This is a genomic window from Pediococcus damnosus (genome assembly GCF_001611155.1).
In the GTDB taxonomy this organism is placed as follows: Bacteria; Bacillota; Bacilli; order Lactobacillales; family Lactobacillaceae; genus Pediococcus; species Pediococcus damnosus.
On record NZ_CP012294.1, the window covers coordinates 1,321,976 to 1,347,155 of the forward strand.

At 36.1% G+C, this 25,180-nt stretch carries 17 protein-coding genes, 1 pseudogene and 1 riboswitch; of the genes and pseudogenes, 13 read left to right on the plus strand and 5 right to left on the minus strand.

Going from position 1 to position 25,180, the window contains the following annotated elements; genetic code table 11:
* The first annotated feature begins 183 nt into the window (after nt 1–183).
* Nucleotides 184–1,935 carry a hypothetical protein gene (locus tag ADU73_RS06200; protein ID WP_056986375.1) on the plus strand — a complete coding sequence of 584 codons (1,752 nt, stop codon included), beginning with the start codon at nt 184–186 and terminating at the stop codon, nt 1,933–1,935.
* 198 nt (nt 1,936–2,133) lie between these two features.
* On the opposite strand, the gene ADU73_RS06205 is transcribed toward ADU73_RS06200, so the two are convergent.
* On the minus strand, nt 2,134–4,560 hold the full coding sequence (locus tag ADU73_RS06205) for an LTA synthase family protein (protein ID WP_057772737.1): 2,427 nt from the start codon (nt 4,558–4,560) through the stop codon (nt 2,134–2,136).
* Between the two features lie 128 nt (nt 4,561–4,688).
* On the opposite strand from ADU73_RS06205, the gene ADU73_RS06210 reads away from it, so the two are divergent.
* From ADU73_RS06210 to ADU73_RS06230, 4 genes are all read left to right on the plus strand, one after another.
* A complete protein-coding gene (locus tag ADU73_RS06210) occupies nt 4,689–6,056 on the plus strand; it encodes an ISLre2 family transposase (protein WP_046872291.1) in 1,368 nt (455 codons plus the stop codon).
* Between the two features lie 879 nt (nt 6,057–6,935).
* Nucleotides 6,936–8,399 (plus strand): DUF6056 family protein, encoded by a 1,464-nt coding sequence (locus ADU73_RS06220; RefSeq protein WP_145930488.1) that lies wholly within the window; start codon nt 6,936–6,938, stop codon nt 8,397–8,399.
* 218 nt (nt 8,400–8,617) lie between these two features.
* Entirely contained in the window at nt 8,618–9,985 is a 1,368-nt protein-coding gene (locus ADU73_RS06225; protein ID WP_046872291.1) for an ISLre2 family transposase, read from the plus strand.
* Nucleotides 9,986–10,107: 122 nt separating this feature from the next.
* Nucleotides 10,108–10,232: riboswitch (FMN riboswitch) on the plus strand.
* 117 nt (nt 10,233–10,349) lie between these two features.
* Nucleotides 10,350–10,943, plus strand: coding sequence for an ECF transporter S component (locus ADU73_RS06230; protein ID WP_046872079.1), 594 nt, complete (start codon nt 10,350–10,352; stop codon nt 10,941–10,943).
* Nucleotides 10,944–11,005: 62 nt separating this feature from the next.
* Here the strand turns inward: ADU73_RS06230 and ADU73_RS06235 are convergent, their stop codons facing one another.
* Nucleotides 11,006–12,079 (minus strand): aminopeptidase P family protein, encoded by a 1,074-nt coding sequence (locus tag ADU73_RS06235; protein ID WP_046872078.1) that lies wholly within the window; start codon nt 12,077–12,079, stop codon nt 11,006–11,008.
* A gap of 250 nt (nt 12,080–12,329) precedes the next feature.
* Between ADU73_RS06235 and ADU73_RS06240 the strand changes: the two genes are divergently transcribed.
* Entirely contained in the window at nt 12,330–12,803 is a 474-nt protein-coding gene (locus tag ADU73_RS06240; protein ID WP_081036107.1) for a GNAT family N-acetyltransferase, read from the plus strand.
* A gap of 636 nt (nt 12,804–13,439) precedes the next feature.
* Here ADU73_RS06240 and ADU73_RS06245 read toward each other — a convergent pair.
* Nucleotides 13,440–13,802: a DUF1304 domain-containing protein gene (locus ADU73_RS06245; protein ID WP_046872289.1), complete on the minus strand. Its 363-nt coding sequence runs from the start codon at nt 13,800–13,802 to the stop codon at nt 13,440–13,442.
* Between the two features lie 139 nt (nt 13,803–13,941).
* A complete protein-coding gene (locus tag ADU73_RS06250; protein WP_062913298.1) occupies nt 13,942–14,544 on the minus strand; it encodes a nitroreductase family protein in 603 nt (200 codons plus the stop codon).
* A 179-nt stretch (nt 14,545–14,723) separates the two neighbouring features.
* Here ADU73_RS06250 and ADU73_RS06255 point away from each other — a divergent pair, with 179 nt between their 5' ends.
* The 5 genes from ADU73_RS06255 to ADU73_RS06275 all read left to right on the plus strand — a co-directional run bounded on the left by ADU73_RS06255 (nt 14,724) and on the right by ADU73_RS06275 (nt 19,209).
* On the plus strand, nt 14,724–16,433 hold the full coding sequence (locus ADU73_RS06255; RefSeq protein ID WP_062913299.1) for an SH3-like domain-containing protein: 1,710 nt from the start codon (nt 14,724–14,726) through the stop codon (nt 16,431–16,433).
* A gap of 147 nt (nt 16,434–16,580) precedes the next feature.
* Nucleotides 16,581–16,901 carry a hypothetical protein gene (locus ADU73_RS06260; RefSeq protein WP_046872287.1) on the plus strand — a complete coding sequence of 107 codons (321 nt, stop codon included), beginning with the start codon at nt 16,581–16,583 and terminating at the stop codon, nt 16,899–16,901.
* Nucleotides 16,902–17,047: 146 nt separating this feature from the next.
* Nucleotides 17,048–17,881: a YitT family protein gene (locus tag ADU73_RS06265; protein ID WP_046872286.1), complete on the plus strand. Its 834-nt coding sequence runs from the start codon at nt 17,048–17,050 to the stop codon at nt 17,879–17,881.
* A gap of 69 nt (nt 17,882–17,950) precedes the next feature.
* Nucleotides 17,951–18,565 (plus strand): histidine phosphatase family protein, encoded by a 615-nt coding sequence (locus ADU73_RS06270; protein WP_046872285.1) that lies wholly within the window; start codon nt 17,951–17,953, stop codon nt 18,563–18,565.
* A 134-nt stretch (nt 18,566–18,699) separates the two neighbouring features.
* Nucleotides 18,700–19,209, plus strand: a complete 510-nt coding sequence (locus tag ADU73_RS06275; RefSeq protein ID WP_062913300.1) for a hypothetical protein — start codon at nt 18,700–18,702, stop codon at nt 19,207–19,209.
* A gap of 386 nt (nt 19,210–19,595) precedes the next feature.
* Here the strand turns inward: ADU73_RS06275 and ADU73_RS06280 are convergent, their stop codons facing one another.
* The gene (locus ADU73_RS06280; RefSeq protein WP_046872283.1) at nt 19,596–21,452 is read right to left on the minus strand and encodes an FAD/NAD(P)-binding protein; all 1,857 of its coding nucleotides are present in this window, start codon (nt 21,450–21,452) and stop codon (nt 19,596–19,598) included.
* Nucleotides 21,453–21,649: 197 nt separating this feature from the next.
* Between ADU73_RS06280 and ADU73_RS06285 the strand changes: the two are divergent.
* A pseudogene (locus ADU73_RS06285) lies at nt 21,650–23,094 on the plus strand (glycoside hydrolase family 1 protein).
* A 413-nt stretch (nt 23,095–23,507) separates the two neighbouring features.
* Complete coding sequence (locus ADU73_RS06290; RefSeq protein ID WP_046872282.1) at nt 23,508–25,163, plus strand: peptide ABC transporter substrate-binding protein; 1,656 nt, start codon at nt 23,508–23,510, stop codon at nt 25,161–25,163.
* Nucleotides 25,164–25,180: the final 17 nt, after the last annotated feature.

Here is a 25,180-nt window from a genome sequence, read left to right on the forward strand (position 1 = left end):
TAGAAATCGGTTTCTGATTAACGGTTATGCCAATGTAAGTGCGGTTAAAAAGTTGAGGTTGATTTTTCCATTTTGATTTTGCATTAGTATTCCATATTTAACGACGAGGAAAAATTATTTATCAAAGTATGATACACTATAAAAAGTGTAATTTGATGTACTTGAAATTGGAGGATTTAAAGCATGCAAACGAAAGAAGTTGTTAAAAAGGAATCTATGCGAAGTGTTTCTCTATCTTTAGGTATTGTATTTTTTTACATTTTTATCAGTATTTTTTCAATAATACTTATCAAGAGATCTGGGTTCCTTTTTAAGGGAGATGACTTGCATTTTCACATTGATAGAGTTGAAAATCTTGTTGGGGTTTTAAAGGGACATAATCTTTTATCGTTTATTTCTACATATGCATATAATAGGACCGGAATTGCAGTAGATCAATTTTATCCGAATCTTTTTATGTATCCTTTTGCTATTCTTAGGATTTTAATTAAAAGCCCGGTATCTGCAATATATGATGGTTTTATTTTGATAAATTTGCTTACTTGTTTTATTGCACATTTATCATATAAAAGTTTTTCCGGGTCAAATTTTCAAGCATTTATTTTTACTAACTTTTACTTTTTTGCAACATGGCGTTTTACGGATATGTTTGCACGTTTTGACCTTGGAGAGCTATTGGCCATTGCCTTCATTCCATTGGCTTTTTTGGGATTTTATGAAGTGATGTTTCGTAATACCAAAAAATGGCCAATCTTAGCGTTAGGAATGAGCTTAATTCTTTATTCACATTTGCTGAGTGCATTAATGATTGCTTTTTGCTTTGTTTTGATGGTAATTGTTAATTTAAAAAAGATTCCTAATATTAAGCTAACTATCCTAAGATTCTTAAATGCCATGATTTTATTTCTAGTGTTATCTTTTGGATTCATTTACAGCTTTTTGTATACATCTCGTAGTGCAACTGTGAAATTACCGGTAGCACGCATATTACAGAATGAGGCGCTGAATCCCTTTTATGTTCTAAAAGATTCAATATCAAACAGTATATCTATTTATCGCCCTGAGGTTTATAACATTGGCATTGTAGCAATTGCAATATTAATTTTGTTGCTACGGGTCAAACCGATGAATAAATTAACTTCACAGTTGACAGGTTGGACTGTATTAAGTTTGTGGGCTTGTACAAATTTGTTTCCCTGGTTTATTTTTCAAAATACACCTGTGAAGGCTATGCAGTTTCCATGGCGGTGTTTTTTTCTTGCAAGCTTTTTTATTTCTGTTCTAGGTGTTCAGGTCATACTATTTATTTTTAAACCTGAAAAGAGAAAGTGGGTTGCTGCAGGATTACCATTGATTCTGCTCATGCTCAATATGAGTTCTATATACAGTTTTGTTCAACAAAGGGAACAACTTCCAACTTTGAATTACACATTAAATGCAGCTACTAGTAATTATAAAAATCATTTTTTTAAAATTGACGATAAGAATTATTCTCGATTGGCAAATTATAATTATGGTAGTGATTATATACCGGAGACAAAAGAAGCTTCTAATGAATGGAATAGCAAGCTATTTACTAATGTGGCTCAACACAGAGCTATTTTACCAGATGGCCAGTTAATGACCATGAGAAAAATAAAGAGTATTCCAAATGGAATGATATACAAGCTTCCTGTTCAAAGGAAATCGAGTGATGTTTCTTTACCTTTCTACGTATATAATAAAAATAATTATGTTGTTAAACGCAATGGTAGCGAAGTACCGTTTAAGGTTGATAAAAATAAATTATTGAATGTAAGAGCTTCGTCTTCAAAAAATGAGTTCAAGATACAGTATGTTCCAACTCACATGCAATTATTTTCAATTTTTGTTTCCATCATGGGTTTCTTTTTAATTTTAGGCTTGTGGGTGTACTATAGTGTGCGTAGGTCGTAGAAACTAAAAATAATGCCGCTCGTAATCAGCTTGATTATGAACGGTATTATTTAGTTTAACTTTCAGTTTTAAACATATATCCAAAAGTAATGTAATATTTGATGTCTTTTAGTTGGTATTTTATTTTACAAAGGGTTGATGACTTTTATAAAATTAAGGCAATCTCGATGCTCCAATTTGCGCTTCAGTCTTAATTTTTTATTTTATAAAATTTTTATTCTTTAAGGAATATTGTTTTCCTGCCGTAATATCGTACTGTATCAATTTATAATCCTGTAAGAACTTCTTTGACTTTTCTGACAGTGAATTCTTGGGAATATATTGACCATTGCTGTTCATGAATTTATTTCTTTCGGCAGCCGGCACATATCTGTTTATTTCAGTTAATAATGCAATATATGGTGAAACTTTTGTATTAGTCTGCTGAAAAACCATTGGTGTGAACATATTGGGAGAAACCACTTTGGTATGCGAAAGTGGTTGATGCTTGAAATTACTATAAATAAAATAGTTAGTTTGATGTAAACGATTATCATACTTAGTGGCATTTTTTCCTGCAACGATTGGACCATCATACAGTCCAGGCAAATGATCACCATACCAAACAATAGTGACGTGTTTTTTCATTTTAGAGACTCTTCCAATGAGTTTCTTAAGCGCTTGATCAGTATAATTGAGGCCTTGTGAATATGATTCTACTTTTTTTAGACTGTAATTTGTAAGCCTACCAGTAGCCTTATATTCATTTTTTGCATATGTTCCAGGAGTATAAGGCATGTGGTTCTGCATTGTTGAAAGTTGAATAAATTGGCCTTTTTTTGTTGAGTTAACTTGTTTTAAAAGCTGTTTATATGCCGAATCATCAGAAACGTACTGAGATTTGCCAATCTTTTTTGTGTATGAAAGTTTATTTCCATTAAAATTGTAAAAATGTTGGAAACCGAACTTTTTAAACACTGTTGTTCGATTATATGTTGTGCCAGTATAAGGATGAATAGCATTCTTTGTTTTGAAATAGTCAGTGATTACCGGTAAATTACTAACTTTTGGAACTAGAAATACATAAGGTGTGACTAAAGAAGGATCAAAGTTATTCATTGAAAGCCCAGTTAAGGCTTCAAACTCAATATTTGCTGTTCCTCCACCATAACCAGAGCTGTACATTAGTCCAGAAGTGTTAGTTCGTTCAATTTTTTGTTCATAAGGAATAGGATTTTTTGATAATTTAACTGAGGGAACCATTCTTGGATCTGCATAGCTTTCACTCAAAACATAAATGACTGTTTGTGAATTCAAACTATTATTTTCTCGTGTTTTATTAATCTGAGTTGCTAAAGCCTGATATTTTTGTGTAATGTTGTCAATCGATTTTTTGTTGTAATTATTTGGTTTGTCCATCGTTTTTATAATTACGGTTCCAAAGAATGTTACAACAGGTCCAAATTTATTTGAAGAATATTCTAAAGATTCAGGATGTGCATGAAAGCCTGAGTTATTTAAGGCAGTAAAGAAAATATTATCGTTAGTAGGTTTTTGGTTTTTCCAGGCAATCAAATTCAATTGATTTTCGGTCTGTGCAAAACCATACAAGATAAAGCCTGAAGCAAACAGTAAAATTATTCTTGTTGGTAAATTATAAATTTTGCCTTTTAAAAAATGTCGTTGCATAAAGGCTGATCCAATTATTAAAATAATCAGACCAACTAGCAAAAGTAAGACTATTTTTACGTTGACCATTTTTATGATATCTGGAAGAGATTTGATTAATCCAAGGTCGGATCCGATGATTGGTTCATCACGTGCTGATATTTTTGCAAAATTTGCGTAACTCCAAATTAGCATTAACATTACAAACGAAGTATTAGCATACCAAAATCGATTAAAAATGATTTGGATAATTAAGTACAGTAAGGTTATTAGAAAAAAGTTGAGCAAGCCAAGGTATAATTGACCATTCTGTCGCCAAATTAATGTCTTAAGCCCCTGCCCATAAAATTGAGAGTAATTAAAAATAAGGTAGCAACCACTGATTAAAAAAATAGAAACAGGTAAAGTGATCAATTTGTTTTTAACGCCACTAAAACGTAAAGATAAGCCTTTGGAAATGACAAAGGCATATATTATGGCTATTAGTATGGTGAAAAAAGAAAAGAGACTTACGTGTCTTAAAATGTTTGCTAGCAAAGCTGGACTCTGTTCTGAAAAGTAACGTGTTAAAATCTGTTTGGACAAGGGATTAGAAAAGATCAAAACAAGTCCTAAAATCATGCCTGACGAAGTCGATGAAAAAATTTCATTACCTTTATCATAGTTAAAAAGGGACGATGACCAGCTGGAAATGAATAGAAGACTAACAACTGGAAGGAAGATCAAGGTTATTTCTGATTGATAAATAATGGCCAAAGCGATGGATACTAATTCTAAGATGGTTACTATGATCCTTATTGTTTTTGGAGTTGCAATCTTTTGATAGAAATTTTGCAAGTAGACACCAAGTATAAATGCATAGCCCGTTAAAAGTGTGATATTAGCGGTTGGATGATTTGTAAGTAATAAGGATTCAACTAATAATAAAGCCAATATACCGACAAAAAGAATATTTGCAGTTTGGTTTTTTATTTTCAAAGGGTTAGTGTAAGGTTTTCCTAGATGGTCAATAAAATTCTAGGAATATTCATTTTGAGTTGAATATATAGAAAAAGACCTGTAGCCTTTTAATCGACGAAGATTAAAGGAAGGGATACAGGTCTTTCATGTATATTTTAGCAGATTTTATTGAATCATTGGGAAATTTAGACAGTTTATTTGATTTAGAGGAGCAGGTAATTCTTCATCTTAGGAAGTCATTCCAGCTGGTTGTAGCTGAATATCTGAGGCAATTAGATGAAACACTCGTTCCATCAATTCCGGCAGAAAATACATTCATTAATCGACAGGCCAGAACAATTGAGTTTATGTTTGGCGCCGTGAATTTTGAAAGAAGATGTTATCTTCGACCCAATGGAAGTTATTACTTCCCGTTGGATGAACAACTTCAGTTGGAAGAAAGAAAAAGAATTTCACCTTATTTTAAAAGTGTCGTTGCCAAAATTGGGCAAACGACAACGATGAGAAATACGGCCGCAATGATCAATCTGGCAAGTCAGACGGATATTAGTGCCTGGTCAGTAGACCGAATTATCAGAGACATGGCAGATACCGTGAAGACAGAAGAAAAATCGTCCGAAGAGAAACTAGTTAAGAAACGAAAAGTTGAAAACTTAGTGGTTGAAGGCGATGCCTTTGAGATACACAAAATTAATCGACGAAGACAAGACGTTCACCATTACATTGTTTTTGAATCAGGATTAGATGGAACAAGATCAAACAAAGTTGAGTTTGTTGGTATCAATCAAAAAAAGGTTCAAAAACGAGTAACTGACTACATTGAGAAGTATTATAAAATCAGTGAAATGACCGTGTTTACAGCAAGTGATGGTGGCCCAGGGTATAACCCGAAAAGTATGCGAGAAATAGTTCCGAGTGCTCAAAGAGTTGAATTTACTATCGATCGGTATCACTTTGTCAAAAAGATTAAACAAACCTTTGGTTTATTTAATCCATTGGTTGATAAGGCCGTTAAGAGCGTTAGCCTGTATGATCAGAATCAGTTAAACGTTATTTTAGATACATTTGAGTCGCAAATTAAAACTGATAAGGAACTTGAGAGCCTAAGGGTCCTAAGACAATATTTGGCAAGAAATTGGCAGTTTATAAAGTCTCCACACGATCGTGGCTTCATGAGGGTCGGCAAATTGGGATCCGTTGAAAGCTCACACAGAGCGTACACGTATCGAATGAAAAAGCAAGGCAAAGTATGGTCCGAAAAGGGCCTTGAGGCTATGTTGAAATTAATTGAAGCTCGGGTAAACGGTAAGCTAGATAAATACTTACGTGGTGGTTTAAGAAAGTTACAAGAGCTAACGATTGAGATCGCTACGGAATCATTGAAGACGTTGAGTTCAGCTCAGCTGAGCAACAAGCACCATTCTAAGCATATTGGAGTTCTTTCAGGTAAAATACCAGTTGATGCCCCAACAAGTAGCCCTATCGGAGCAATGGCAAAAATATTTTCAAACTAATTATTGTGTATAAATATTTGGTTGATTATAAGGCACCTAGGAAAACTTGACACATACTTCAAAGGTTTTAACTTGAATATTGTCAGAAAAATCATTAGTAAAATAATTATCGTTGAAAACCAATAATTTTTAATTAAAAAAGGGAAGAATGAATTTATAAATGTGTTCACATTTATAGTTGAAACGTCGATGCTGAAAAGCAATGGCGTAAGTGGTATGGAAAAGCATAAAAGAACAGTATAAAATTTTAGTACTGTAACCCATTTAAGTTGATGAAAATTTAACGCCTCCCCAAGAAAAAAGGCGAGAAGTACCAAACTAGTTTTTTGAAAGCCACCTATCATTTTCAATGTGCTAAGACTCCATGATGCTAGTTTTAGATTAGAGGCGTTATAAATAATAGAACAGAATATAGTTAGTACAAATATGAATCCCAATGCTATTGTTAAAATTGCTGATTTTCGATTTAGTTTTGAAAAAATCATGAATAAGGCCCCTTCAATATATTTGTGGCATCTTCTAATATAGTACCATGAATTTGGTGTGAATTTGCAAATGTGGTCAGGTGAATTTTTTTGCTTAACTATAATTGAACAAAAAAATATTAACTGGTTTGATGAAATAATTGGTGATTTAAAGTCAAATTCGATACCATTAATTGATTTGTTATAAATAATGATATAATTAATGCTGTTGTGCTCAGGTGTGCTAATAACAATAAATGACTAATGACGAATTTTCTTAATATGGTTGAGTGTATTGTTAGCTAGTTAAAATTAACCCTGTGTATGAATAGAATCGCGTTTTTATGGACGGCTAATTGGTTCACGTTTACTTACTGAAATGGTAATAAATGAATGAAATTAAGGAGACTTTTTCATGGTAAAAAGATTCACAAAAGGAATATATTTTAGCTTCATTTTTATATTTTTTGTTTGTTTTAGATATTTTCTAATATTATGTAGTGATGACTTTTTTTGGGCAGGGGATAAGGGACAATATCTTTTGCATCATTTTTTTGTTGGTAACTCCACATTTGGCGGAAGTGGCAATGGTAGATATTTGGGCAGTATTCTTGAAATTTATTCAGTTAGGCATTTGATTGTTGGTATGCTTGCTTATGGTATATTTCTAACTCTTTTAATTTACTTGATTTATAAGATTTGTGGATCAAACAATATTTCTTTGATTTTGGCAACACTTGCGATTCTATTGATACCGACTGGTATTTTTACCGATGTAATTGCGTGGAATGCAGCATTTGTTAATTATGTGCCACCAATGGTGACGTCTTTAACGTTTATTTGGATTAATAAACAAGGACTTAAAGATAATTATGGACTTGATGTATTTTTGTTGATTCTGATGCTTTGTGGCCAATTGTTTTTAGAAAGTATGACAATCTATCAGTTTTTAATGGTTGCTTTTATGATAATTCTTCAAAAATATGTTTTGAAAGATAAAGTCAGTAAATATAATTACTTTGCTTTTGTCGGATCAATTATTGGAACTATATTAATGGTGATCAATCCGTCCTATCATATGATTAGTAATTCTAGTTATAGGCAAACCTCACATAGTATATTACAAATTATGCATAATTATGTTTTTCAAACACATTTTTATTTTTTGACATTTAACTTTTTGTTAAACGTATTAATTGCCATTCTATTTATTATGATTTTACTTTCAAATAAAAATATTCGTTTTAGAAAAATAATTGTGACAATACTTATTGGATATTTGGTTTACTTTGTCGGTATTAATAAATATATTGATTATAAGACTGTTAGTTTTTTGTTTATAGTTAATAACTTGAATAAGACTATTGCATATTTGGATACTTTTGTAATGACTTCTTTCTGGATTCTTGTGCTCATATTGATATTGTATTTGTTACCTAAAAATTTAAAAGGTTTGGCCATATTTTTTCAAATTTCCGGAGGAATTACAGCCGGTCCTTATTTGATTGTTGCAAGTCCTTTGCGTGTAAGGGAGTATTTTGGAAATTATATTTTTATGGCGTTAGTTGCAATATTGATTGCCAATTATGCTTTTCATGTGACATTTAGAAATACAAATTTTAATCTTTCAAAACTTAATTTTATTAGTTTTATTTTAGTTGGGTTAGTATCTACAAATTTATTATTAATTATGGGAATCAACCATAACGCGAATTCAATAAGAACAAGTAATGAGGCTTGGCTTAACACTAATAAAACATTGACGACTCATGTGCCATTTAGGAAATATGTGAAGAATCTCGACATATTGTCAGGTCAGACTAAGTTTTATTATAAAAATCGAAGTAATATGAATTTCACTCAAAAAATCTTGCACTAATCGGGTTTTATAATTTTATAAAATTTGAAAGTAGCGTACTTGAGTTTTTGATGTCATACTCGGAAGTTATTTTAATTTTTGGACTGATAAGAAGTTAGTGTAAGGTTTTCCTAGATGGTCAATAAAATTCTAGGAATATTCATTTTGAGTTGAATATATAGAAAAAGACCTGTAGCCTTTTAATCGACGAAGATTAAAGGAAGGGATACAGGTCTTTCATGTATATTTTAGCAGATTTTATTGAATCATTGGGAAATTTAGACAGTTTATTTGATTTAGAGGAGCAGGTAATTCTTCATCTTAGGAAGTCATTCCAGCTGGTTGTAGCTGAATATCTGAGGCAATTAGATGAAACACTCGTTCCATCAATTCCGGCAGAAAATACATTCATTAATCGACAGGCCAGAACAATTGAGTTTATGTTTGGCGCCGTGAATTTTGAAAGAAGATGTTATCTTCGACCCAATGGAAGTTATTACTTCCCGTTGGATGAACAACTTCAGTTGGAAGAAAGAAAAAGAATTTCACCTTATTTTAAAAGTGTCGTTGCCAAAATTGGGCAAACGACAACGATGAGAAATACGGCCGCAATGATCAATCTGGCAAGTCAGACGGATATTAGTGCCTGGTCAGTAGACCGAATTATCAGAGACATGGCAGATACCGTGAAGACAGAAGAAAAATCGTCCGAAGAGAAACTAGTTAAGAAACGAAAAGTTGAAAACTTAGTGGTTGAAGGCGATGCCTTTGAGATACACAAAATTAATCGACGAAGACAAGACGTCCACCATTACATTGTTTTTGAATCAGGATTAGATGGAACAAGATCAAACAAAGTTGAGTTTGTTGGTATCAATCAAAAAAAGGTTCAAAAACGAGTAACTGACTACATTGAGAAGTATTATAAAATCAGTGAAATGACCGTGTTTACAGCAAGTGATGGTGGCCCAGGGTATAACCCGAAAAGTATGCGAGAAATAGTTCCGAGTGCTCAAAGAGTTGAATTTACTATCGATCGGTATCACTTTGTCAAAAAGATTAAACAAACCTTTGGTTTATTTAATCCATTGGTTGATAAGGCCGTTAAGAGCGTTAGCCTGTATGATCAGAATCAGTTAAACGTTATTTTAGATACATTTGAGTCGCAAATTAAAACTGATAAGGAACTTGAGAGCCTAAGGGTCCTAAGACAATATTTGGCAAGAAATTGGCAGTTTATAAAGTCTCCACACGATCGTGGCTTCATGAGGGTCGGCAAATTGGGATCCGTTGAAAGCTCACACAGAGCGTACACGTATCGAATGAAAAAGCAAGGCAAAGTATGGTCCGAAAAGGGCCTTGAGGCTATGTTGAAATTAATTGAAGCTCGGGTAAACGGTAAGCTAGATAAATACTTACGTGGTGGTTTAAGAAAGTTACAAGAGCTAACGATTGAGATCGCTACGGAATCATTGAAGACGTTGAGTTCAGCTCAGCTGAGCAACAAGCACCATTCTAAGCATATTGGAGTTCTTTCAGGTAAAATACCAGTTGATGCCCCAACAAGTAGCCCTATCGGAGCAATGGCAAAAATATTTTCAAACTAATTATTGTGTATAAATATTTGGTTGATTATAAGGCACCTAGGAAAACTTGACACATACGATAAGAATGATTACTGGTTATTTCTAGATAAGTAGTGTAATATTATTTTTGAAAATTAAATAAGGTTCGTCTTCAGGGGCAGGGTGAAATTCCCGACCGGTGGTTATACAGTCCACGACCCATCATTGTGATGGTTGAATCGGTGAAATGCCGATACCGATAGTTAAAGTCTAGATAAAGAAGATTGGGTTATTTGTGTACTTTAAATTCAATTGGTTCTTTATGCTCTGTTTCAGCATAAGGAACCATTTTTTTTTGAATACGAATAAGTCACCTGAGATGAGTCATTCAAGGAGGATGTCTCACATGGGTAGCAAAAATGTTACACGTTTGGTGGTCATTGCAATGATGGCTGCAATTTCATATATTTTATTGTTGTTTGGGTTTCCAATTTTACCAGGGTTTAGTTTCCTGAAAATTGATTTCGCGAATGTACCGATCCTAATCATCATGCTAATGTATGGGCCAGGAGCAGGAATTGCCACAACGGCCGTGGCAGGACTACTGGACATTGTTACAAAAGACAGTAGCATGGTTGGCATTATTGGTATTATTGCGAATTTCTTAGCCACAATGTGCTTTGCATTGCCAATCTATTATGCGGTTCGTAAGCATGTAACAGAAGGAATTCGTAAACAAATTAAATATGTGATCCGCGGAATTATTGTAGGAACCATATCAATGGCAGTGTTTATGAGCCTAGCTAATTTGTTTGTTTTATTGCCGCTTTATTTTAAATTAGTAAGTTTCCAAATTAACTTATCAACCCTTAAAATGGTGCTGTATGGTGTTTTACCATTTAATCTGATTAAGGGGGCAGTTGTTGGACTTGCGACTGGAATTATTTATGGTCGGATGGTTCCTTGGTTGCAAAGCCGTCTTCGAACTGCGAAACATTAAACTATAAAATAAAATGACTGTTTGAAATGGATTTTGAAATCCAAAGCAAACAGTCATTTTTACTATAAAATAATTAAATCTTGTGTGATTTGAGAAAGTCGTTGGCAACCTGAAGCGGTAACTAGAACATCATCTTCAATCCGAATACCACCAAGATCTTTTACATAGATTCCCGGTTCCACAGTTAAAATCTCGTTTTGTGAAACTTTGAATGCTGGCATAGCACCATAACTTTCAGGATATTCGTGAATATCTAAACCAATGCCATGGCCCATTCCATGATTAAATTCTTTACCATAGCCTTTAGAAGTAATAAAATCACGGCCAATTTTATCCAAAGTTTTACCAGAAACTCCTGGTTTAACCGCGTCCATTACTTTTTGTTGGGCAACTTTGACAATATTGTAAATTTCTTTTAGTTTAGGATCTGGGTCACCTAAAGCAATTGTCCGAGTAATATCAGAAGTATATCCATTTACGTAGTAACCAAAATCGATGGTGATCATTTCGCCAGAATTGATTACTTTTGTTGTGGCCGCTCCATGAGGCATGGCTGCACGGACGCCACTAGCAACAATGGTCTCAAACGAAGCACCGGTTGACCCATGAGCTTTCATCCAGTTATCTAAAATGTTAGAAACTTGAATTTCGGTTAATCCGGGTTTGATTTGGGTTAATAAATAGTTAAATCCTTGGTCAGAAAGTTCAATTGCTTTCGTATTGGCAGTAATTTCTTCAGGGCCTTTAACTGCTCTCAAGTGATTTACAACGCCATCAGTGGCTTGTAGTTTTAAATTGGGTAACTGTTCAAGTTTGGCGAAATCTGAATAAATGATTGTGTCTTCGAATCCCAATGTTTTGATAGATTGCGTGTGCACTAACTTGGTAATAACTTTCATGTAATCCCGCGTGATAACAAGCTGGATGCCATTTTCTAAACGTTCGTTGAGATCCTCTTCATAACGTGCATCAGTAATGAGGGTGGCACCAGATGGGGTGACGACTAAACGGCCATCACCTTGTTGGCCATCAAAACCAGTTAAATAGAGAAGATTGAATTCATTTTCAATCAATAAACCATCTATTTTTAAACTGGTTAATTTTGTTTGTAGGTTTTTAATTCGGTTGATATACATATAATGACCTCTTTCATAAAAAATGCTATAGGATTAGTTTAACCTAATTCTAATGAAAAACAACCTAATATTGCAGACTGATACATGTAAGAAAACAAATCAAATTGACTTTTAATCTTTCAAACGGTATAGTATTTACAATTTAGCGGGGAGATTTAGTAATGACAATTGAAGAAAAACTTTTATTGAATAATCGTTTAGAAACAAAAAGACTGTTTTGCGTCCGGTAACCGTGGACGATGCGGAAGATATGTATGCTTACGCAAAGGATCCAGAAACTGTGAAGTATTTGTCATTTGACTATTACAAAAATTTGACGGAAGCAAAAACGGAAATCTTGAACTATTTTGTCAAATCTCCTCAGGGTAAGTGGGGGATCAAACTAAAAGCTAATCACAAATTAATTGGCACAATCGATTTTCGTTTGGATGCACCAGATTTAAAAGCGGAAATTGGCTATGCAATTGGACGTGAGAATTGGGGAAACGGGTATGCACCGGAAGCTGCAACTCGTGTTTTACGACTTGGATTTGCAGAGCTAGGACTGAAACGAATTGAGGCGCTACATTGTTCAGAAAATCCAAAGTCTGGACGTGTCATGCAGAAGATTGGTATGCAAAAGGAAGGTGTGTTGCACAATAATACACAACTAAAAGGACGAACGGTGGATGATGTGTTGTATGCCATTACTGAAGATCAGTGGCGAAAACAAATAGGAAAATAGGGTGAGCAATTTAATTGTAACCGATTGCACACCGTGCTATTATAAGAGTTGAGGAAGGGGATAACTCCCCAACCAGAAAGTTCTTCTCAGTTTGATGCTAGCTGGTTAAATTTGGGCCAATCTAGTAAACGAATATTTAAAAACATCATCTACAGACGCGATGTAAAGATAAAGTCTGAGATTGTAACGAAGATAGACAGTTAGCGACAGGAACAAGAATTTTGTTGGAGAAATTTCAACATCGATAAGATAAACTGTTTAAACGATCGGAAAGCTCGCTGAAGCTCGAACAAGTGTGGAATCAGTAGGAGACTACTTGAATCGCAACAGTAGATATAAAAATGAGTAAATCGAGTGGGCTAGAGCGCAGATCGATAAAGATAATTAGTAAGACTAGGAGATTTGGTGTTTGAAGCGTAATCTGTGAGGTTTTACGAAGCAAAATAGATAGTTATGAAGGTGTAAGGTTATTTCAAAGCAAATACAAGTAATTGGTTGGGGTACTTCCTCATAGGGAATCCAAGAAATGAGAAGATCTTGGATTCTTTTTTTGTCTAAAATAAAACAAAAGCGTACTTAAAGAGAGATGGAAATCTCACAGTGAGTACGCTTCTTTGATTTGGGCCATGAAAAAAATTATAAAAATAGTAAAATGAAAACAATTGTGGCTGGTAATAACTGAAGGCCAAAGATTTTTTTGGTAACCGTTAACCCACCATAAGCACCAACGATCATCACGAAAAGCATTAAGAGGCGCATTATCGTCAGTAAAGTAGTGCCACTAAAGAAGAATAATGTACTAATGATTAGTAATCCGAGGGCTCCGTTATAAATGCCTTGATTTGCCAAGGCAATGCGGGTATTAGGTTGTTTAACAAAGTCAAACGGCATATCAAAGGCCTGAGATTGAGTGTGGGGTCCGGCAAACATTTCCAATAACATAATTGTTAAATGTTCGAAACCGATCAAAGCGGCCAAAATAAGTGTAAAAGTTGTCATATGATAGCTTCTTTTTTTAATGATTGTTCTCATTGTAAGATATTCATCTGATTAGTGCCAAGTTATTTATTATATTAAAAAGCATCTCAAACATTTCCAGTATTAATGGCAGGTTTAGAGATACTTAAAGGTTGTTATTCTATTTAAGTTCGCGGAACCATTCGTCATCTTTCATGTACGTTTTGGCAGCGGCCGGAGCTTCAATTGATCCAAATGGCATTTCAGCGCGTAAAACCCAATTTGCAGGAATATCAAAAGCGATTCGGGCTTCGCCATCAATGAGGGGATTATAGTGTTGTAAATTTGCACCAATTTCATTTTCGGCTAAAGCTGTCCACACACTCTGTTGCGCGCCACCAAGGGCTTGTTCTGCCCATGACGGAAAGTTTGTAGCGTATAACGGTGCTTGCTTTTCAAAATCAGCGACAACATTTTGATCTGTGAAGTATAAGATAGTTCCAAATCCAGCCTTAAAAGTATCAATTTTATGTTTTGTACCTGCGTAAACTTTTTCAGTTGGCACTTCAGATTTTAGCCGGTTTGCAACGATGTCCCAAAGTTGATCGTGCTTTTCACCATATAAGATTACGGCTCGGGTTGATTGGTTGTTAAATGCAGTTGGTGATTCCCGAATAGCACTTTCAATTAATTGGTCAATGTCAGATTTAGGTAAAGTTACATTTTTTCCCAAATTATAAATTGAGCGTCGTTGTTTTAAAATATCTAAATAAGTTGTTTTCATTTTGGTTTTCCTCTCAGTTAAATTACACTGATTATCCTACCAACTTGGATCAGGTAAGTAAAGAAATAAACATAAGAGAAAAATATGTCATTTTAATTACTAATGTAATTTGTTGCTTCGTAAATTTTCTTTAATGATATAATTATAGTGTTATAAAATAGTTCAGGAGGAGAAAAGATATGATAATTAAATTTAAACAAGCAATTACACGGGCAATTTGTGTAACCGCTGCCACAATAGCACTGGCAACTCCGGCTTTTGCGAGTGCAACGCATAAGGTAACTGGAAACAAAGCAGTAACTCATAGTTCTAAAGTTGTGGTTAGAAACTATCGTTCAAAATCAAACAACAAGCGGATTTATACACTGAAATCTGCTGGACAGGGAAAGTACACATTAAAGTCAAAATATTACGTACATAGTTTCACAAAATTCACTTTATTGCGTACTGCCAAAGTTAGTGGAAAAACCTACTATGAAGTTAAAAGCCCCAGTGGATGCACAGGTTGGATTTGGTCTGGTTATTTAGGTGATCCAACAACTTATTATAGTAAATTGTCTGCTAACTCTTTTCAGGTAAAGAGCAATGCAACCAATAACTTTTACAATCATGTTCCTGGTGGCGATTATGGCGCAGGAAAGCTTGCTCACTACGGTAAAAACTATCGTGGAAAAATTATGACGGTGACTGGTGAAGCTAAGAAGGTTTATAAAACTCATTATTACCGTGTAACTTACAATGGCAAAAACTTTGGTTGGGTATATGGAGCGGCCTTACAAAAAGTGGCAGCTACCACTATGAAAAATATCAATGGTGTTCCAGTTTATACACAATCAGCGGTTGCTTTACAAAGCTTTGATAGTGGTAAATATTCTGTTGTGAAGAATTCCAATCACTTTGTAACAGCACCAAGCACATATGGAGTTGCGCCAAATTATTCTGCATTTGACTCAGAAGCAAATACTATTAAACATTCAGCAGGAACAGGGACGACAAACTTCACTACTGACATGTATTTACCAAGTACTTATAACGCATCTGGTGATTTAGGAAATGCCCAAAGCGTGGCGTTAGTGGGAAACTATGCGTATGTGATGTATACGAAACAACACACAACATCGGATCAAGGTTTCGTGATTCGTTATGATTTAGCCAAATTACGTACCTATGCTAAAAGCGCAAATGATCTATCTGTTTTGAGACGCGCAGCCTATAATAAATTAAATAATAAGAATCTCACAGATGATCAAACTGCAGCCTTGTCTTGTATGAAGATTGGCCCAACCTTCACTACCGGACATGGACAGGCGATGGCATATGATAAAAAAACAAATCAAATTTGGTTTATCGGCAAGAGTGGCACTAGTGATGAAATGAGTAACCTTCAAGAATTGAGCCAAACAACCCTTAAGCCAGATAAAGAGATTGATTTTAAAATGGGTCAATATCAAACGATGCCAATGAATTTGACATTTGATGATCAAGGAAATATGTATGCGTATGTTAAAAATGCTGCATCATGGGCACCGACAAATAGTGTGAAGGTTTATAAAGGAACAATTAATAGTAACAATACCGTGAGGTTTAATTTGGTTATGCAGGGACTTAAATATGCTCCTGGCACGCATTCACAGTCAATTGGGTTTAATGCGGCAAACCAGCGTTTGTACTTTGTAGCAGATGGTAGTATTGAATCAGTACCAGTTAACAAGTTAGGAAAACTTTCTCCAAATGATGTTAAAGAGGAAACTTTCCAAAGCTATGATGCCAATAATAAGAAAACTGCGACACGTGAATTTGAGGGATTAGCTTTTGATCAAACGGGCAACGGATACTTACTGTCGCTTCGTGGTGTGGAGTTAATGAAAGCTACCAGCTCTGATTTTTAATTATTTAAATAGTTAAAGTAGGGATACTTCAAATCCAATCCGAGGCGTAAAAACCTAAGATGTAATTTCTGAAGGTTTTCGTCTTGTTTTACCTCCTATTTTTGGGCTATAATGCAGGTTAAGATATGCAGAAACGGGGTTGGCAAAATGATATCGGTATTTGATGTAATACGAATTAGCCGGATTGATCATGCAGTAGTGAATAGTCATCAGCTCGTCATTACTGATATAAATGGGAAACCCAATGGCTTGCTGACGGATTTGTTGCGTGATGTGATTGAAAAGATGAATATTTTTATGAACATTACGTTGAGTACGACGGTGGATGATGTGTTAGTCGCTTTAAGTAAGAACACACCGTTGCCTGAAGATGCACTTTCTGAGTACGAAAAAATCCTTACAGAGAATGTGACGCACCTTAACATTGGAACTCGAAAAAAAGTTATTGAATTAGTTTTAGATCGTTAAAAAATTCCGTTTGTCATGTAAAGTGGCAAACGGAATTTTTTTGTTTATTAATATTTGCTCAAAATTATACACATCATTAGCTTTATGAGTGGAAATTTGTAATAATAGGATTAACAAATAGAGTTTTAAGAAAGTAAGGTGATGTGATGAGAAAACTAAAAGTTCATTGGTTACTACAGATGGTAATCATTCTGGTTGCACTGGAGATTATTGCCGTTGCAATCAACATGTTCTATGCGCCTCACAACGTAGCTTCAGGTGGGACGACCGGGATCGCGATTTTATTACACGAGAGTTTTGGATTCAATATGTCCATCGTCGTCCTAGTTTTAAACGTGGCGATGTTAGTACTTTCGTATTTTACCCTTGACAAAGCAACGACAGCACGGATTACGTTTGGTAGTTTGATCTTGCCAATTTGTTTGGCAATAACACCGCAAATTAAGCTGGTAAATGATCGGTTGCTGGCGGTGATCGTGGGTGGCGCAATTTTTGCGTTAGGAGTGGCGATTCTTTATCGATTCGATGCTTCAAGCGGAGGGACCACGGTACCACCGTTGATTTTTAAAAAATACTTTAATTTAAAACCATCCTTTGGGTTACTGGCAGTGGATGGGCTAATCTGTTTCTTTAATATTTTTGTTTCTGGCTTTGAAGCCTTCTTCCTCGCGGCGCTTTCATCCATTTTAACCATGTTTATCATGAATTATATCGAAACTGGTTTGGATCGGAAAAAAGTTATTTACATCATGAGCGATGGAAATTTGGATGAGGTGCAACATAGTTTAGTGACAATTATGGAAAAAGGGCTCACGGTATTTGATGTTAGAGGCGGATACAGTGGTGACAAGAAACAAATGTTAATGATCGTGGTGGAAAATTCAGAGTATCAACATATTTTGAACCAAATTCATACGATCGCACCAGATGCCTTTGCACTAGTTTATAACATTGCTGAGGTTCGGGGCGGTAATATGTAAAAGGGTTTTCAATTCTCGCATAATAGCTGTAGTATTAAATTATTAACTATAGACGAGTGGAGATTTAATATGACAGAACTTTATATCGTCCGCCATGGCGAAACACGTGGCAACATAATGGGATTCAAGCAAGGCCAGATTGACGGCGCACCATCACAACTGGATGATAATGGCATCAAACAGGCGCAAAATTTACATGATCGGTTTGATGTTAGTTTTGCGGATCAGTTGATTGTGAGCCCACTAACGCGTGCTAAAGATACGGCCAACTTGTTGAACGCGGGCCGCCATTTGCCAGTTGAAGTTGATGATCGGTTGCTTGAAATTTCGTATGGCGATTGGGATGGTCAATATGATGCCGACCTTAAGGCAAAATATCAGAAGTATTTTATTCCTGGTAGCAATGCTGTCTATCCAGAGTATTACAAGGTAGCCCATGGTGAACAGTTTACCGATGTTGAAAAACGGGTTGCAGATTTTACGGACGAAATTCAGGAAAAATATCCAAATCAGAAAATAATCATTGTCACACACGGTTTTACGGTGCGAAGTTTTGCCCAAAATGCGGTTAAGGCTACAGATCCATTAGCCTTTAAAGAGCCACAAAATTGTAGTGTCACTAAAATTGAAATCGAATCGGGTGATCAGCAGGCCTTATACTATTATGGTCGTGTGTTCGAATAAGTGAACGCAGGAAGTCTGTGATCTTGAAAAACTAATAAAACTGATATTCACTATTTTTTAGAATAATTTGACAAGTTTAAAAGCTGTATTTAACTTTTGCCAGCCAATTTTACTCACATATATAGGAGAATCTCATGAAAAAAACAACCTTATTGCTGCTTCTTTCTTCCGCATTCCTTTTCCTAGGTGGATGTTCTAATAATACTGATAATAAAAATCAAACTAACGATTCATCAAGTAGTTCTGTTTCAAGATCGTCTAAAGAAAGTGCGGCATCAAGCCAATCTAGCTCGTCAAGAACGTTAAATAGTGATGACGAAATGTCGTTATTAGATAGTAGTTGGAAATTTAATAAGTTTACAGTTCATCAAGTTGAAGCAGAATTAGATGATGGGCAACTGGAAGTCAAAGTTTCTTGGGAACCAAAGACTGAGAAAAAAGCGCCGTTTGCTAATTTTGGTCAAGTTAAGGTTACTCAGGCCGGTCAAACGTTGAGTTCGGTTGATCGTGATGATGATATTGATAAAGGTGAAAAAGTTCGCGATCTGGATTTGACCTATGATTACAGGAATCGAACTGATCAGGTTAAGATTCAAATTATAGAATCAGATGGTAAGTCACGCACTGTGAGGGTTAATTTATAGTAATAGGCAGAGGAGTCTGAATCGGTTAGGTTGACTGGTTTGGGTTCTTTTTTTCTCATTCACTATCTTAGGACAGCTCGATAAAGCCAGAAAAACCACATAAGCAATCCTCACAGCGGGATGCGATCCCGCCTCCGGATCTCTTATGTGGTTTTTCTTAACGCTTCATCTCACTCACTATTTCAGGACAGCTCCACAAAGCCAACCACAAGATCTAAGTGCGCCTCTGGCGGGATTGCGATCCCACCGCCGTCACTTTTCACCTGCCTTTTTCCACTGAGCTTGAGGACAGCTCGGCAAAACAAGAGGCTGATCATAAGCACGACTCCCGTGGGATTACGATCCCACATCCGTCGCACTTATGATCAGCCTCTTACCGTTTTGTCTCACTCACTATAATTTAGCATTTGATTCGCTATCGTATCTGCCATTCTTAAGCGCACATCATTTACACTTGGAATTGGACTACCATTTGTTAACCAATGGCGACCTTCCGTTGAGATTCCCCAAATGTAAACATTTGGTACCGGAATGCCATCACTATCGATCATTTCTGCCGTTTCAGTTGTGACGTCCATAGCACCTAACTGCTTGGTACTGTCATCTTTGAAATGTAATTGGTACGGTCTTGCCATTCCGCTCTTTAACAAATCTTGAATTAGTGGATTTGTGCTCATGCGGATATCTGTCGATGCCAGTCTTGCCTCAACAATCCCATCCGTTTCCACTTTGTAATCCAAAAATTGTTTTGAATAAGCGATAAAATGGTGATGCTTCATTTCAACAGTTAATTTTGGCCCAAGGATTTTAACCACCCCAGCTTTAATCAATGCCAAGAGTTGCTCTAACCGTAAAATTGGCGGCCCTACTGCCAGAAAACTATTTAAACTATTAAAACCACCTAAAATGTAGCGAGCGTAATCATCATCAGAAATGAGTTTGTAGGTAATAACCTTACGAATATTGGTGCGTAATTCACGAAGAGTTTCCATTGCGCTGGAAAACGGACTTATTTTATTACCCCGTTTAGCTTCGGCAATATCTTTTTCCAAATATTGAATCATGACTTTTTGAAGATCTTGAGCAGTTTGCGCATCACCCTCAGGATGTTCTAATTTTTCTATATCTAAACGGTCTTCTTGGGCAATACCATAGTCATCCAAAACCTGTGATGAGAGCGGATCTTTTTGAAAAGCTCGTTCAAATTCATGCGCGCTAATCCCGGTGTATGCTTGGGCAACTAACTTTGTATAGTAGGTGCATGCGACCTCTGAATGAATTAAATCCAAAAACTTCTGGCCACTCATCTGTTCTTGATTTTCGATCATATGGTCCACAAGTTGGTTCGATAGGAAATAAAGCGGTCGTGTTTCACCAATCGCTTTTTGATCAAATCCGCGAGCATGATAAGGGAAGCCCCGTCCGGAGCCAGCATAGATTTTTGGCTCCTTACCTGATGGTTTATACCGAAGTGTATCATCATCCAATCGCTGAAAGGTTCCGCCACGATGAGTTGTTAGCATGATCATGACATCCATAAAGTTTAAGCCTAATCCGCGGAGTAACACTGCAGAAGCGGCTGGAATTTTATCGAAATCTTGTTCAGCAGCGTAACCACTACGCAAATAGATTAAGTTGTTTCTGCTAGCAAAATCCGCCAATTCTTTTTCAGAGTCGGTAGCTTCAGCAAGGCCTTCTCCCAATGCCATTGAGACCCCATCAAAAGTTTCGGCAGCATCGTCAAAATTTAGTTTATAGGTATGGTCATTTAAACGTTGGATTCCAGTGACGCGTTCTTTATGAAAAGAAACGGTCACGTTTTCAGGGAGATCTACCAGTAATTGTTGATAATACCATTCTTGATAAACGCCATATAAACCACGACTTGCGTAGCTATTGGTTGAAAGATGACTAATTTCGCTTAAAAACGCTTCTTTATTTTTATAATTATGATCAGCAATAAAGGCCCTTCCAGAACGTTGTGCCCATTCAAGCAGTGTCGGCCCTGGAATTGTCGGGCCTTCCATTTCAATTGTATGATCGGTGAACAGTGTGATTTTAGCTGCTAGGGAATTCATCAAAAGTTCGTGCGGTTGAGCTGGCTGCCAAACGCGTCCGGCAATGCCAGCTGGATCAAAAAGATGGATTTCCAAGTTGTTAACCGACATCCGTTGATTCCAAGCCAGCAGTCGTTCTAAAGCCATTAAATTACGTGGCCCAGCGCCAATTAAAGCAAGTTTCATGATAAATCACCTGTATTCTTTATTTTCAGTTCTATATGGTCATATCGTATCACAAAAGCGTCAAAATTAACGATATAAGTGTGTTTGATAACCTGAGTAGGTAGGGAAAAATAGAGTTCGTGATCAAAATTTGACAGCGCTTTCTAAAAACGGGTAAACTGATCTTAAGTGTTAACTGAATACGAGGAGGAAAAGTCATGACAACAAAATTTCCAAAAAACTTTTTATGGGGCGGCGCAACGGCTGCTAATCAAATTGAAGGAGCCTGGGATGTTGATGGCAAAGGGGTTAGTGTTCAAGATCTCTTAACAGGTGGCACGTTAGAAAAGCCACGTCATTTCACGGCAAAGGTGGAGAGTGGCGCCTATTATCCTTCCCACACAGCTAGTGATTTTTATCATCATTACAAAGAAGACATTAAATTACTGGCAGATATGGGTTTTAAGGTTTATCGATTAACTGGACACGGATTTTTCCAAATGGTGATGACGCGCAACCCAACCACGCGGGGATTGATTTTTATCATAAGGTTTTTCAAGAATGCCACAAATATGGGATTGAACCCTTAGTCACAATTTCACATTACGAAGTGCCCTATCATTTAACAGAAGCATATGGTGGCTTTTTAAATCGGAAAGTGATTGGTTTCTTTGAAAATTATTGTCGGGTTCTTTTCGAATCGTACAAGGATGAAGTCCATCTTTGGTTGACGTTTAACGAAATCAATACAGCCCTGATGTTTAGCGGTGGCTTTATTCAAGCTGGTGTACCGGTCAAAGATGGTGATTCAATTTTTGCATCCAGTTCCCATGAAATGGTTCAAAATGCCTTTCAAGCGGTCCACAACCAATTAGTGGCCAGTGCTAAGGCTGTGCAATTGGCCCATGAAATTAATCCCAAAAATAAAGTGGGTTGCATGATTGCCGGTTCCGAAGTTTATCCATTAACGCCAGACCCTAAAGATGTTTTATTGGCACAACAACAGACGGAAATGAATAATTTTTATTGCGGGGATGTTCATGTCCGCGGCGCTTACCCGGCATTTGCAAAAAAGTATTGGCGCGAACATGACATTCAGCTAGACATGGATCCAAGTGATGCGGAAACTTTGAAGAAAGGGACCGTCGATTTTTATAGTTTCAGCTATTATTCATCTGGAGCAGTGACAGTTCATCCTGAAAAACAAGAAAAAGTAAGTGGCAACATGTTGTCTGGAACCAAAAATCCTTATTTGAAGTATAGTGATTGGGGTTGGAGCATGGATCCAGAGGGTCTGCGAATATACTTGAATCAAGTTTATCAACGTTATCAAATTCCATTGATGATTGTTGAAAATGGTTTGGGTGCTTATGATAAAGTTGAAGCAGATGGCTCGATTAAGGACGATTATCGGATTGATTATTTACGAGGCCACGTAGCTGCAATGAAAGAGGCCATTGATGATGGCGTCGATTTAATTGGCTATACACCGTGGGGATGCATTGATTTGGCTTCGGCAAGTACTGGACAAATGTCGAAACGTTACGGTTTTATTTACGTAAATCGGCACGATGATCAAACGGGCGATTATTCACGGACACCCAAGAAGAGTTTTTACTGGTATAAAAAAGTGATTGCAAGCAATGGAGAAGATTTGAGCTAGTAATTGGCGCATAATCAAAATCACAAAGAAATCAGTTTTTACTTGACTTACAATAAGTAATTAGATATTCTAGGTATTGGAAAGAACAAACAGAAAGGAAGATAATTATGATGAAGTCAGAAATGCAAATCGAATGTTGTATGCCATGTTGCTCAAAAAACAACATGATTATTTGCGTATCTGCGAATTGTAATTATTTTTCGCCAACATTTGCCTAGAAATACTCGTAATAGGTTAAAAAGTTGAGCCGACTAATTGCATATGCAGTTAGTCGGTTTTTTTCTGTTAAAAAAGAAGGGGATGATGCTGAATGTCACCAGGCTGTCCGTGTTTAAATAAAAATTTGAAGTTAAATGAAGTTCGCGTCACCGAATTCAACACATAGAAAATTCAATCAGGGGAGACTTATTATAATGAAAAAAAGATGGATAATTTTAACCACGTTTGCTGCTGCACTAGGGTTGGTGCTCGCAGGCTGTGGTAACCAAAGCTCCGATAAGGCAAGCAACGGATCTTTAGCATCGAGTCAAGTACTTAATTTATCGGCGGATGCACCGCTTGATACGATTGATATTGCGAAGTCTACCGGTTATGGACAAACAGGAAATGTTTTTGAAAGTTTGTACCGTTTAGGAAAGAATGGAACGCCAATTGCTGGATTAGCTTCATCTGGAAAAGTTTCAAAAGATGGTAAAACATGGACTTTTAAAATTCGGAAGAATGCAAAGTTTAGTAATGGGCAGAAAATTACGGCTCAAGATTTTGTTTATTCTTGGCAACGAACACTGAATCCAAATACCAAGTCGCAATATGCATACTTATTTACTGGCATTAAAAATGCTGACAAAATTAATGCGGGTAAACTAAGCCCATCGAAATTGGGTGTTTCAGCATCAGATAGCCATACATTTGTGGTTCACTTGGATGAACCAATTGCTTATTTTAAGGTGTTGATGACTTACCCATTATTCTCACCAGTTAGCAAAAAAGTAATTGACAAATATGGCAGTAAATACGCCACAACTTCCGAATACATGGTTTATACAGGTCCTTTCAAGATGACAGGTTGGAAGGGTACTAATGATCATTGGTCATTTGTGAAAAACGACCAGTATTGGGATAAGAAGAAAGTTAAGTTGAGCAAGATTAATTACTCAGTTAATGAGAATCCGTCGACAATTTTGAGCTTGTATCAATCCAAAAAGTTAGATATGGCCCAGCTTTCAAGCGAACAAATCAAAAACTTCAAGAATAATCCTGATTACCAGACAGTGCCATACAGTATTACACGATTCTTGGCATTTAATTTCAAGGCTTCAAATTCTAAGGTACGCAAGGCCATGAACAATAAACATATTCGTCAGGCAATTTCATTATCAATTGATCGTAAGCAATTAATTAATAAAGTTATTGGGGATGCTTCGACGACGCCAAGGGGCTTTGTACCAACTGATTTAGCTAAAGATCCAAAGACAGGCAAGGACTTTGCTGATGAAGCCTATTTGAAAGGAACTGTTAGCTATGATAGTACAGAGGCTAAGAAACTTTGGAAACAGGGTATGAAGGAAATTGGTGAAAAGAACCTTAGTGTGACGTTGATGTCAACTAATGACAATGATGATAAGAATATTTCTGAATATTTCCAAGTTCAATTGCAAAAAGAATTACCAGGAATGAAGGTTAATTTGGTAAATATTCCTGATAAGGTTGCTTATTCACGAGCAGCAAAGGGTGACTTTGATATTTATGTTTCTGGATGGGGAGCGGATTTCACGGATCCAATCTCTCATTTGCAGGTACTGCAATCGAATAGTGGTTACAATTATGGTAAGTGGAGCAATAGTGAGTATGATCAATTGATCAAAAAGGCCCAGAATCAAGATGCCAACAATAAGAGTAAACGTTGGAATGATATGATTAAGGCCGACCAATTGGTTGTTAAGGATGCGGCAATTGCCCCATTGTATCAAACAAATTACTCGTTCTTGATAAATCCAAAATTAAAGGGTGTTATCCACAATACGGCAGGCACACAGTGGAATTATAAGACGGCTTATTTAGAAAAGTGAACGAAACAAGTCGGTAG